Consider the following 11,405-nt stretch of genomic DNA (forward strand, 5'->3'; position numbering starts at 1 on the left):
CCTCCGGGCGGATACGTCACGCAGCCGCCGCCGGATAGCGCACGTCGAGCACGTCGACCGGCTGCGCACCGACCGGCGTCATCAGCGTGACCGTCTCGCCGATGCGCGCCTTCAACAGCGCGCGGGCAATCGGCGACACCCAGCTCACGTGGCCCTGGTCGAGATCAACCTCGTCGACGCCGACAATCGTGATGGTGTGTTCGTCGCCGTCCTCGGTGGCGTAATCGACCGTCGCGCCGAAGAACACCTGATCGGTATTCTCCTGACGGCTCGCGTCGACCACCTCGGCCAGATCGAGCCGCTTGGTCAGGAAGCGGATGCGCCGGTCGATCTCGCGCAAGCGGCGCTTGCCGTAGATGTAATCGCCATTCTCGGAGCGATCGCCGTTCGAGGCGGCCCACGACACGAGCTTGACCACCTCGGGCCGCGCCTCGTCGATCAGATGCAGCAACTCGTCTCGCAGCCGCTTGTGACCGGCGGGCGTGATGTAGTTTTTCGCGCCGGCCGGAATTTCCGGCAACGCCTGGCCGAGATCGTCGTCGTCATCGCCTTCCGACTCCTTCACAAACGCCTTGTTCATGCTGTACCGGCTACCTTTCGACTGCCAATGAGATCCTGCAAGGGTACACGAACGCTTCCCGCGAAGAAATTGTGACGGAACTATTCCCTTTCCCTAAAAAGCTTGCTATAGTCTCACTCCTGCGTGCGGCTGTAGCTCAGTTGGATAGAGTACTTGGCTACGAACCAAGGGGTCGTGGGTTCGAATCCTGCCAGCCGCACCAATTTTTAAAACGGGTTGTCTTACAAGACATCCCGGCAGTACACAGCAGTAACCGCTTTGCGTGCGGCTGTAGCTCAGTTGGATAGAGTACTTGGCTACGAACCAAGGGGTCGTGGGTTCGAATCCTGCCAGCCGCACCACCTTTGAAGGGCCTTCCTCCGGGAAGGCCCTTTTGTTTTGCGCGCGCCGTTTCTGTTTGCCTTCTCCGCGCGACGCAACACATCTCCCCTTTTCGCCCCGCCATGAAAAAAGCGGCACGATGCCGAAGCTTCGTACCGCTTTCGTTTGCCGTCGCCGGGGCATCGCCTATCCTGCGCGCCGCCAGCCGCGCATGGCGCCTCTCAATAGTCCTGCCGATCCCGATCGATCCGCATGCCGCCGTCGTGACGCGCATGGGCCGTATCGTCGCTCGAACGCTCGCGCATGATCCGCATGACGTCCGGGTTCGTGCGCACGCGGCGCATGACGTTGGCGAGGTGCACGCGATCACCGACCTGAATCACGAAGCGCAGGATCGTCGATTCATGCGAGAGATCCTCATCCATCGCGATATGGACGATGTTGGCATCGGCCGAGGTGATATCGGCCGCGACGCGCGCGAAGATGCCCTTGGTGTTCTTGACCAGCACCTTGACCGTGACATCGAACAGGCGGCCTGGCTGCGGCGCCCAGGCGACGTCGATCCAGCGGCCCGGATCGCGGCGGTGAATGCGCTGCGCCACCCGGCAATCGGTCGTGTGGATCGCCATGCCGAGGCCGATGCCGATATAGCCCATGATGGCATCGCCCGGAATCGGCCGGCAGCAGGCCGACAACTGCACCGACATGCCCTCGGTGCCCGTGATCGCCACCGGCGGCGCGTTGTGGGCCGGACGATCGCCGCGCGACATGTCGTCGTCGGCATCGCGCCCGCTCATCAGCACCTCGATGCGCTTGGCCATCACCTGCGGCACGCGGCGGCCGAGGCCGATATCCGCGAAGATTTCCTGGCGGCTCTTGTTGCCCGTCCACTGCACGAGCTTTTCCCAGATTTCCGGCTCGATATCGGCCAGCGCCAGCCCGTAGCTCTTCAGGCTCTGGTCGACGAGACGCTCGCCCAGTTGCACCGATTCGGTCAGACGCATCGTCTTCAAGTAATGACGAATGGCCGAACGCGCCTTGCCGGTGCGCACGAAGCCGAGCCACACCGGGTTCGGCTTCGAATACGGCGCGGTGATCACCTCGACGATATCGCCGCTCTTCAGCTCGGTACGCAACGGCAGCAGCTCGTTGTTGATCTTGACGGCCACGCACTGGTTGCCGAGATCGCTGTGCACCGCGTAGGCGAAATCGAGCGCCGTGGCGCTGCGCGGCAGCGCCATGATCTTCGACTTCGGTGTGAACACGTAGACGGCATCGGGGAACAGGTCGATCTTGACGTGTTCGAGGAACTCGCTCGAATCACCGGCTTCGCTCTGGATGTCGAGCAGCGACTTGAGCCACTGATGCGCGCGCATCTGCACGTCGTTGAGATCCGCGCCGCCATTCTTGTAGAGCCAATGCGCGGCCACGCCGGCTTCGGCGATCTCGTGCATCTTGCGGGTACGAACCTGGAATTCGATCGGCGCGCCGAACGGGCCGACCACCGTCGTATGCAACGACTGGTAGCCGTTCATCTTCGGGATCGCGATGTAATCCTTGAACTTGCCCGGCACCGGCTTGTAGAGCGCATGCAGCGCGCCGATGCAGGTGTAGCACTCGAGCGCATGCTCGACCACCACGCGAAACCCGTACACATCGAGCACCTGCGAGAACGACAACTGCTTGTCGCGCATCTTGCGGTAGATGCTGTAGATCGTCTTTTCACGACCCATGATCTCCGCTTCGAGCTTCGCCTCGCCCACCGTGCGCTGCGCCGATTCGAGGATCTTGCCGATCACTTCACGACGATTGCCGCGCGCGGCCTTCACGGCCTTCTCGAGCGTGGCGTAGCGGTGCGGGTTGAAATTCGCGAAGCTCATGTCCTGCAGCTCGCGATAGGTGTTGTTCAGGCCGAGGCGGTGCGCGATCGGCGCATAAATATCGAGCGTTTCGCGCGCGACGCGGCGGCGCTTTTCCGTCGGCACCGCACCGAGCGTGCGCATGTTGTGCAACCGATCGGCCAGCTTCACGAGGATCACGCGCACGTCGCGCGCCATCGCCAGCAGCATCTTGCGGAAGTTTTCCGCCTGCGCTTCCTCGCGGCTGCGGAACTCCATCTTGTCGAGCTTCGACAGCCCGTCCACCAGCTCGGCGACCTTCGGCCCGAACCGCTCGGCCAGCTCGCTCTTGGTCACGCCCTGATCTTCCATCACGTCGTGCAGCAGCGCGGCCATGATGGCTTGAGCGTCGAGCTTCCAGCCGGCGCAGATTTCCGCGACGGCGACAGGATGGGTGATGTAGGGTTCGCCGCTCTGGCGATATTGACCGAGGTGGGCTTCGTCACTGAAGTGAAACGCCGCCTTGACCTCTTTGATTTCATCCGGACCGAGATACTCGGCGAGCGCGGCGGTCAGTTTCGCGATCGAAACGACGCCGTGCTTGCGAGGTTGCTCAGGTGTATTGGTCGGCCCGAACAGATGGCGAAACGATTGTTCGAGGACCGCGTCGATGTATTGCCGCGCCGGCGAGGTGGCCGTGACTTCTTCAGCATGGCCGGCCTCCGCGGAAGCGGACGATGTTGAGTTGCTCATGTTCGCCTCCTCAGGTTGGCACGCCGGTTGTGCGGATTACATGACGGTAAAGGCCGAGTGTGCCTTAAACCGGCACTTTCTTCAGCATCTCGATGCCGACCTGCCCGGCCGCGATCTCGCGCAGCGCGACGACGGTAGGCTTGTCACGGCTTTCGATCTTCGGCGTGTGGCCTTGCGCGAGCTGACGCGCGCGATAGGTGGCGGCGAGCGCCAGTTCGAAGCGATTGGGGATTTGCTTCAGGCAGTCTTCGACGGTAATGCGAGCCATGGTGGTATTCCTTCTGAATATGGTGGCTATTCTACCTTATGTCCCTCTTCCGCCGCCGTCACTCGGCGTGCGGGAGATGGATGCCGAGTTCGATGAAAAGTTCGGTGTGACGTGCGTACTGCGAAGCGACGCGCAGGCGCGTGGCGGCCACGATCCGCTGCAGCTCCGAAAGCGCCGTCTCGAAATGCTCGTTGATCACCACGTACTCGGCTTCCGAGGCGTGCGCGATCTCGCTGCCCGCCGCGAGCAGACGGCGCGTAATCACGTTCGGCTCGTCCTGGCCGCGCTTCTTGAGACGCTCTTCGAGCGCCGCGAGCGACGGCGGCAGAATGAAGATGCCGACCGCATTGCGGAACTGCTTCTTGACCTGCTGCGCGCCCTGCCAGTCGATCTCGAGCAGCACGTCGCGGCCGCGTTGCATCTGTTCCTCGATCCACACGCGCGAGGTGCCGTAGTAGTTGCCGTGCACCTCGGCGCTTTCGAGGAATTCGTGGTGCGCGTGACGCGCGCGGAAATCCTCGACGGTGGTGAAGTGGTAGTGCTCGCCGTCCTGCTCGCCCGGACGCGGCTTGCGCGTCGTGTACGAGATCGACAGGCAGATTTCGCTGTCCTTGGCCAGCAGCGCGTTCACGAGCGTCGACTTGCCCGCGCCCGACGGCGCCACCACCATGAACAGGTTGCCGGGATACGCGCCGGCATGCAGCGCGTGCGCTTCTCGGTGCGCGTCTCGGTTCGATTCGGTCATCTTGCGTTACTCCAGGTTTTGCACTTGCTCGCGCAGTTGTTCGATCAGCAGCTTCAGCGCCATCGACGCATCGGCGAGCTCCTTCGCCGCGGCCTTCGACCCGAGCGTGTTCGCTTCGCGATTCAGTTCCTGCATCATGAAGTCGAGACGCTTGCCGACGCGGCCGCCCTTCTCGATCACGTGACGCGTTTCGTTCAGGTGCGCGGTGAGCCGCGACAGTTCTTCGGCGATGTCGATGCGAATGCCGTACATCGTCACTTCCTGGCGAATGCGTTCGGCGGCTTCCTCGCGCGTCACGACCGTCTGGCCGCTTTCCGAGGCGGCCAGGCCGAGCGCTTCCTGAAGGCGCTCGACGATCTTCTGCTGATGCTTGGAGATCAGTTCCGGCACGAGCGGCGTGATGCGCGCGACGATCGCTTCCATTTCGGTGACGTTGCCAAGCAGCATCGCGGCCAGTTGTGCGCCTTCGCGCTGACGCACCACCACCAGGTCGCCGATCGCTTCCTTGCCGCAGGCCAGCACGGCTTCGCGCAGCGTTTCCGCCGACACGCCGCTCTCCGCAAGCACGCCGGGCCAGCGCAGCACTTCGCCGGTACGCAGCCGTTCCGAATTGGGGAACGACACGAGCACGGCGCGCTCGAGTTCGGCGAGCTGGTCGAGCGCCTCGCGGTTCAGCGCGCCGGCCTGGCTCATCTGCTCGCTGCGTTGCAGGTTGATGCGCACGTCCACCTTGCCGCGCGAGAGCTTGTTCATCAGCATCTCGCGCAGGGCCGGCTCGCACGCGCGCACGTCGTCGGGCATGCGGAAATTCAGGTCGAGGAAACGCGAATTCACCGTACGCAATTCGACCGACACGCTGGTGGCGCCGTTGCCCGAGTTGGCCACGAGTTCGCGGGTCGCGCTCGCATAGCCCGTCATGCTGTAGATCATGGTTGGTCTCGCCGGTGAGGGGGCCGATACGGCCCGAGAATCCAGAGGCGCCCGGTGCGCACGAGGCACGGGGCGCGAAACCGGCATTATCCCATTTTTGGCGGCGTCCTCGCCCGTGCGGGCGGTTCGCCTGCGCCGCATCGCGGCCCGGTGCGGCGACGGCATGCGCGGTAAAATCGCGGTTTCCCTCCGGACGCCTCACTTCCTCATGACGAATTCCTCTTCCCGCCCGAGCGGCCGCCTGGCGAACCAGCTGCGCGATGTGCGTCTGACCCGCCATTACACGAAGCATGCCGAAGGCTCGGTGCTCGTCGAATTCGGCGATACGAAGGTGATCTGCACGGCCAGCGTGGTCGAGCGCGTGCCCGAGTTCCTGCGCGATCGCGGCCAGGGCTGGATGACGGCCGAATACGGCATGCTGCCGCGCGCCACCAACACGCGTAACGACCGCGAGGCCGCGCGCGGCAAGCAGACCGGCCGCACCCAGGAAATCCAGCGCCTGATCGGCCGCGCGCTGCGCGCCGTGGTCGATCTCGAACAACTCGGCCCGCGCACCATCCATATCGATTGCGACGTGATCCAGGCCGACGGCGGCACGCGCACGGCCAGCATCACCGGCGCGTTCGTGGCGGTGCAGGATGCCGTGGCCGGGCTGATCGCCGCGGGCAAGCTGGACAAGTCGCCGATCAACGATTCGGTCGCGGCGATCTCGGTGGGCGTGTATCGGGGCACGCCGGTGCTCGACCTCGACTACGCCGAGGATTCGAAGTGCGACACCGACATGAACGTGGTGATGACCGGCGCGGGCGGCCTGGTGGAAGTGCAAGGCACGGCCGAAGGCGTGCCGTTCACGCGCGACGAAATGAACGCGCTGCTCGATCTCGCGCAGAAGGGCATCGGCGAACTGATCGCGCTGCAACACGCCGCGCGGGACGCCTGACATGACGCTCGCCAACGCTCCCTCGCCCGCCGGCTTGTCGCGGATCGTGCTCGCGTCGAACAACGCGGGCAAGCTGCGCGAATTCGCGGCGCTGTTCGAGACGGTCGGCATCGAGATCGTTCCGCAAGGCCAGCTCGACGTGAGCGAAGCCGAGGAACCGTACCTGACCTTCATCGAGAACGCGCTGACCAAGGCGCGCCACGCGTCGCGCGCCACCGGCCTGCCGGCGATCGCCGACGATTCAGGCCTCTGCGTGCGCGCGCTGCACGGCGCGCCGGGCGTGCATTCCGCGCGCTATGCGCAACGCGCCGGCCTCGAGAAGAGCGACGCGGCCAACAACGCGCATCTGGTTGAGCAATTGCGTGGCGTCGACGACCGCCGCGCCTATTACTGCTGCGTGCTGGCGCTGGTTCGTCATCCCGACGATCCCGAGCCGCTGTTCGCCGAGGGCCGCTGGCATGGCGAGGTGGTCGATGCGCCGCGCGGCGAGCACGGCTTCGGCTACGATCCGCATTTCCTGCTGCCGGCGCTGAACGCCACCGTGGCCGAGCTCGCGCCGGCCGTCAAGAACACCGTCAGCCATCGCGCGCTCGCGCTGCGCGCCTTGCTCGCGCGACTCGGAGAAGACGCGTGAGCCAGGCCGCCGAAACCGGGCAGCGCATCGTCGCGACCTTCGCGTCGCCGGGCAAGGTGCGCCTCACCGCCCTGCCGCCGCTCGCGCTCTACGTGCATTTCCCGTGGTGCGTGCGCAAGTGCCCGTACTGCGATTTCAATTCGCACGAGTGGAAGGGCGAGCGCTTTCCCGAGCAGCAATACCTCGATGCGGTGCGCGCCGATCTCGAACAGGCGCTGCCGTTCGTGTGGGGCCGCCAGGTGCACACGATCTTCATCGGTGGCGGCACGCCGAGCCTGCTGTCGGCGGCCGGCCTCGACCGCCTGCTGTCCGACGTGCGTGCTCTGCTGCCGCTCGACGCCGACGCCGAAATCACGCTCGAAGCGAACCCGGGCACCTTCGAGGCCGCCAAGTTCGCGCAGTTCCGGGCGAGCGGCGTGAACCGGCTGTCGATCGGCATCCAGAGCTTCAACGAAGCGCACCTGAAGGCGCTCGGGCGCATCCACGATACGGCGCAGGCGCGCGCCGCCGTCGAGATCGCCGCGAATACGTTCGACAACTTCAATCTCGACCTGATGTTCGCGCTGCCGAAGCAGACGCTCGACGAATGCCGCGCCGACATCGAGACGGCGCTGTCGTATGCGCCGCCGCATCTGTCGCTGTACCACCTGACGCTCGAACCGAACACGCTGTTCGCCAGGTTCCCGCCGACCGTGCCCGACGACGACGCGTCGGCCGACATGCAGGAATGGATCCACGAGCGCACGATGCAGGCGGGCTACGGCCGCTACGAGGTGTCCGCGTATGCGCAGCCGAACCGGCAGTGCAAGCACAACCTCAACTACTGGCGCTTCGGCGATTACCTCGGGGTGGGCGCGGGCGCGCACACCAAGCTGTCGTTCCCGAACCGCATATTGCGTCAGGCGCGCTACAAGCATCCCGCCACCTACATGGAGCAGGCGATGGCCGGCACGCCGGTTCAGGAGGAGCGCGAGGTCGGGCCGCGCGACCTGCCGTTCGAATTCATGCTGAACACGCTGCGGCTCGCCGAGGGCTTTCCGGTGGCCAGCTACGCCGAACGCACGGGGCTGCCGCTGCGCACCATCGAGCCGGCGCTGGCCGAGGCCGAACGGCGCGGGCTGATCGTGCGCGACTACGAACGCATCGCGCCGACGCCGCTCGGGCAGCGTTTTCTCAACGATCTGCAGGAGCTGTTCCTGCGTGACGACGACGAGGACGACAAGGACGGCAACGCGGGTTGATGCGCTTCACGGCATCGCTCGCAAAGCCGAAAACAGCGCCGGCATTTCGGTTACAATGCCGGCCGTGGAAGCGTGGCCGAGTGGTTTAAGGCACCGGTCTTGAAAACCGGCGACGGGCAACCGTCCGTGAGTTCGAATCTCACCGCTTCCGCCAGTCCTTCCCTTCCTCCGCTTCGACCGAAGCAACACTTCCCCGCGAATGACGATCCGATCCTGCCTCCTCGGCACGAACACGGCTTCATATCGTCGCGGCGGCATTTTTGCATTTCATCACGACTGTTATTGCCGCGTGCTATAAACCAAGTGGCACCCATTTCAGCGCGTTCGTGAGCACATGTTCCTTGCAATTCCACTCGTTGCGGCGGCATGGCAACGCGCACGCGATATCCATGATTTGTCGTCGTTCGCCGGGTGGGCTCTTTGGCCCGCCTTCCGGCGTACCGTCACGCAATTCCCCGAACCCGAAATCATATTTCTGCCATTGGGAGGCACGAAATGCCGGAGTACTACGTCACCGCCCGCGTCATGCTGTTCAAGGATGACAAGCGGACCAAGGAATATCCTCTCGACTCCAAGGAGTACAGGAAGCTGCATGCCGAAATGCATGCGCGCGGCTACGTACGCTATGTGATCGACGACAGCAGCCAGGTGATGTATCGCTTGCCCCCCGGGGAATACAACCTCGAAATCTCCGCGATGGATCCCGTTTCGGCACGCACCGAAGCCCTATCGCTGGCCTGCGCCGCCGCGACGAGCTCCACCTCGAAGCATCGTTATCTGACTTATGTGACCGGCGACGGCGGCCGCATCTGGGCGCAACTCGGCACGTTCAAGAAAGACCCGGACGCACTGCCGGACGTACAGCCGTAAGCCCCACGAATCGCCGCCAGCCGCGCGGCGCATCGGCCCGATGCGAGTTCCGCTTTCATACGCGCCGCCAGCGTCTATGCTGGAAACGTCCGAACGCTCGCGCACGGTCGTTTCCATGCCCACACGCTCTGCCCCCCTTCGCTTCGATCCCGCCTCGCCGATCAGGCCAAGGCCGGCGCATCGCATCGCGCGCCTGGCCGTCTTGCTGGCCGGCGCCCTCGTGGTCGCCGGCTGCACCGTCACGCTGCCGCAGCGCGCGCTGATCCTGTCGCCCACGCCGGGCGCCAGCGCCAACACCCAGACCAGCTATCGCGACGATGTGGCCCGGCAGATCCTCGACGCGAACGCCTCGCGCGTGTTGCACGGCACGCCGCAGGCGATGCTGCGCTCGCTCGTGGTGGTGGCCTTCACCGTCGATCGCGACGGGCGGCTGGTGCGCGCGTCGGTCTATCGCAGCAACGGCGACGACGGCGCCGAGGCGATTGCCCTGCAATCGCTGCGCCGTGCCGCGCCGCTGCCCCGCCCGCCCACGGGCCTGCTCGACGGGCGCGGCCAGATCGAGATGATGGAAAGCTGGCTGTTCAACGACAACGGTCAGTTCCAGTTGCGCACGCGGGCCACGCAGCAGGCGCAGACGATCGATTGACCCCACCGCGCACTGCGACAAAAGCGCACCGTCCCGCTTGCTATAATTCGCCGCTACCCGATCCGTCGTTCAGGACGGCTCGCCACGTTCCGCCTACCCGGCCGGCCCGTCGCGCGAGCCCGACAAGGCCGCTTGCGCGACGCGCGCAGCCCGCCCCGGATGCATCGCCGGCCCTCGAAGCCGGCACCCGCGCCGCCGCCTTGCGCAGCGCCGCGGGATGAAACGAATTGAGACCCGATCACCCGAGCCGCCTCGCACGCGGTTCGAACCCGCACCACGGAACCATCATGTCCTCTACCTCTCCCGCCGCCGGCACCGCGTCGCACGGCTCGCAGCCGGTCAGCCACCGGCGCATCGTGTTCGCGAGCTTCATCGGCACCGCCATCGAGTTCTACGATTTCTACGTCTACGCCACGGCCGCCGCGCTCGTGATCGGGCCGGTGTTCTTCCCGCACGGCTCGGCCACGGCGCAGGCGCTGTCGGCGTTCGTCACGTTCGGCATCGCGTTCATCGCGCGGCCGATCGGCTCGTTCCTGTTCGGCCACTTCGGCGACCGCTTCGGCCGCAAATCGACCCTGGTCGCCTCGCTGCTGGTGATGGGCGTATCGACCACCGCGATCGGCTTCGTGCCCGGCTACGACACGATCGGCGCGCTTGCCCCGGTGCTGCTCTGCGTGCTGCGCTTCGGCCAGGGCATCGGCCTCGGCGGCGAATGGGGCGGCGCGGCGCTGCTGGCCACCGAGCACGCGCCGGCAGGCAAGCGCGGCTGGTTCGGCATGTTCCCGCAGCTCGGCCCGTCGATCGGCTTCCTGATGTCCAACGGCCTGTTTTTCGCGCTCGCCATCGGTCTGTCGGACGAGCAGTTCCGCAGCTGGGGCTGGCGCGTGCCGTTCCTGGTCAGCGCGGCGCTGGTGGCCGTCGGTTTGTATGTCCGCCTGAAGATCACGGAAACACCGGCGTTCCAGGCCGCGATCGATCGCAACGAGCGCGTGCGCATGCCGGTCGCCTCGCTGCTGTCGCAGCACTGGGCGCCGACGCTGCTCGGCGCGCTGGCGATGGTTGTCTGCTACACGCTGTTCTATATCTCGACGGTGTTCTCGCTGTCGTATGGCGTCAGCGCGCTGCACATCGCGCGCCCGAGCTTCCTCGGCCTGCTCTGCATCGCGGTGGTGTTCATGGCGATCGCCACGCCGCTGTCGGCCTGGGCCTCGGACCGCTTCGGCCGCAAGCCGGTGCTGATCGCGGGCGGGATCGCCGCGCTGCTGTCGGGCTTCACGATGGAACCGCTGCTCGGCAGCGGCTCGATGCCGCTGATCGCGCTGTTCCTCATCATCGAGCTGTTTCTGATGGGCGTGACGTTCGCGCCGATGGGCGCGCTGCTGCCGGAGCTGTTCCCGACCAACGTGCGTTACACCGGGGCCGGCGTGGCCTACAACCTCGGCGGCATCCTCGGCGCGTCGATCGCGCCGTACATCGCGCAGGTGCTGGCCGCGCAGGGCGGGCTGTCGTGGGTCGGCGGCTACGTGTCGACGGCCGCGGTGATCAGCCTGATTGGTGTGCTGCTGATGCGCGAGACACGCGACACCAGGCTGATGTGATCGCCGGTGGCGGGCGGGGCGGGACTTGCCGTGCCGCCCCG

General features: G+C 65.7%; 11 protein-coding genes and 3 tRNA genes. 9 read left to right on the top strand and 5 right to left on the bottom strand.

All coding sequences use genetic code 11. The features are described 5' to 3' along the window. Positions 1 to 16: 16 nt before the first annotated feature. On the bottom strand, positions 17 to 580 hold the full coding sequence (gene greB, locus ACYP33_RS08645) for a transcription elongation factor GreB (protein ID WP_414444175.1): 564 nt from the start codon (positions 578 to 580) through the stop codon (positions 17 to 19). Positions 581 to 705: 125 nt separating this feature from the next. On the opposite strand from greB, the gene ACYP33_RS08650 reads away from it, so the two are divergent. Beyond that, positions 706 to 782 (top strand) — tRNA-Arg (locus ACYP33_RS08650). A 62-nt stretch (positions 783 to 844) separates the two neighbouring features. Beyond that, a tRNA-Arg gene (locus ACYP33_RS08655) sits at positions 845 to 921 on the top strand. Between the two features lie 201 nt (positions 922 to 1,122). Here the strand turns inward: ACYP33_RS08655 and ACYP33_RS08660 are convergent. The 4 genes from ACYP33_RS08660 to ACYP33_RS08675 form a co-directional block, all read right to left on the bottom strand. After that, positions 1,123 to 3,492, bottom strand: coding sequence for a RelA/SpoT family protein (locus tag ACYP33_RS08660; RefSeq protein ID WP_414444174.1), 2,370 nt, complete (start codon positions 3,490 to 3,492; stop codon positions 1,123 to 1,125). Positions 3,493 to 3,556: 64 nt separating this feature from the next. Next, positions 3,557 to 3,760: a DNA-directed RNA polymerase subunit omega gene (gene rpoZ / locus ACYP33_RS08665; RefSeq protein ID WP_006999799.1), complete on the bottom strand. Its 204-nt coding sequence runs from the start codon at positions 3,758 to 3,760 to the stop codon at positions 3,557 to 3,559. A 58-nt stretch (positions 3,761 to 3,818) separates the two neighbouring features. After that, the gene (gene gmk, locus ACYP33_RS08670) at positions 3,819 to 4,505 is read right to left on the bottom strand and encodes a guanylate kinase (protein ID WP_414450176.1); all 687 of its coding nucleotides are present in this window, start codon (positions 4,503 to 4,505) and stop codon (positions 3,819 to 3,821) included. 6 nt (positions 4,506 to 4,511) lie between these two features. Then, complete coding sequence (locus ACYP33_RS08675) at positions 4,512 to 5,435, bottom strand: YicC/YloC family endoribonuclease (protein WP_459620984.1); 924 nt, start codon at positions 5,433 to 5,435, stop codon at positions 4,512 to 4,514. A gap of 208 nt (positions 5,436 to 5,643) precedes the next feature. Here ACYP33_RS08675 and rph point away from each other — a divergent pair, with 208 nt between their 5' ends. The 7 genes from rph (at position 5,644) to ACYP33_RS08710 (ending at position 11,364) form a co-directional block, all read left to right on the top strand. Further along, positions 5,644 to 6,375: a ribonuclease PH gene (gene rph, locus ACYP33_RS08680; RefSeq protein WP_459620986.1), complete on the top strand. Its 732-nt coding sequence runs from the start codon at positions 5,644 to 5,646 to the stop codon at positions 6,373 to 6,375. A gap of 1 nt (position 6,376) precedes the next feature. Next, entirely contained in the window at positions 6,377 to 7,009 is a 633-nt protein-coding gene (rdgB, locus tag ACYP33_RS08685) for an RdgB/HAM1 family non-canonical purine NTP pyrophosphatase (protein WP_459620988.1), read from the top strand. After that, complete coding sequence (gene hemW / locus ACYP33_RS08690; protein ID WP_459620990.1) at positions 7,006 to 8,250, top strand: radical SAM family heme chaperone HemW; 1,245 nt, start codon at positions 7,006 to 7,008, stop codon at positions 8,248 to 8,250. The genes rdgB and hemW overlap by 4 nt, the downstream gene beginning before the upstream one ends. 66 nt (positions 8,251 to 8,316) lie before the next feature. Continuing rightward, positions 8,317 to 8,404 (top strand) — tRNA-Ser (locus ACYP33_RS08695). Positions 8,405 to 8,745: 341 nt separating this feature from the next. After that, on the top strand, positions 8,746 to 9,120 hold the full coding sequence (locus tag ACYP33_RS08700) for a hypothetical protein (protein ID WP_459620992.1): 375 nt from the start codon (positions 8,746 to 8,748) through the stop codon (positions 9,118 to 9,120). Positions 9,121 to 9,235: 115 nt separating this feature from the next. Beyond that, positions 9,236 to 9,766 carry an energy transducer TonB family protein gene (locus ACYP33_RS08705; protein ID WP_459620994.1) on the top strand — a complete coding sequence of 177 codons (531 nt, stop codon included), beginning with the start codon at positions 9,236 to 9,238 and terminating at the stop codon, positions 9,764 to 9,766. Positions 9,767 to 10,053: 287 nt separating this feature from the next. Next, complete coding sequence (locus ACYP33_RS08710) at positions 10,054 to 11,364, top strand: MFS transporter (protein ID WP_414450181.1); 1,311 nt, start codon at positions 10,054 to 10,056, stop codon at positions 11,362 to 11,364. The last annotated feature ends 41 nt before the right edge of the window (positions 11,365 to 11,405 follow it).

It is taken from the genome of Burkholderia sp. 3C, assembly GCF_054589155.1.

Coding starts and splice junctions, on each gene's coding strand:
- greB (WP_414444175.1), bottom strand. CDS start 580: ATGAACAAGGCGTTTGTGAAGGAGTCGGAAGGCGATGACGACGACGAT.
- ACYP33_RS08660 (WP_414444174.1), bottom strand. CDS start 3,492: ATGAGCAACTCAACATCGTCCGCTTCCGCGGAGGCCGGCCATGCTGAA.
- rpoZ (WP_006999799.1), bottom strand. CDS start 3,760: ATGGCTCGCATTACCGTCGAAGACTGCCTGAAGCAAATCCCCAATCGC.
- gmk (WP_414450176.1), bottom strand. CDS start 4,505: ATGACCGAATCGAACCGAGACGCGCACCGAGAAGCGCACGCGCTGCAT.
- ACYP33_RS08675 (WP_459620984.1), bottom strand. CDS start 5,435: ATGATCTACAGCATGACGGGCTATGCGAGCGCGACCCGCGAACTCGTG.
- rph (WP_459620986.1), top strand. CDS start 5,644: ATGACGAATTCCTCTTCCCGCCCGAGCGGCCGCCTGGCGAACCAGCTG.
- rdgB (WP_459620988.1), top strand. CDS start 6,377: ATGACGCTCGCCAACGCTCCCTCGCCCGCCGGCTTGTCGCGGATCGTG.
- ACYP33_RS08700 (WP_459620992.1), top strand. CDS start 8,746: ATGCCGGAGTACTACGTCACCGCCCGCGTCATGCTGTTCAAGGATGAC.
- ACYP33_RS08705 (WP_459620994.1), top strand. CDS start 9,236: ATGCCCACACGCTCTGCCCCCCTTCGCTTCGATCCCGCCTCGCCGATC.
- ACYP33_RS08710 (WP_414450181.1), top strand. CDS start 10,054: ATGTCCTCTACCTCTCCCGCCGCCGGCACCGCGTCGCACGGCTCGCAG.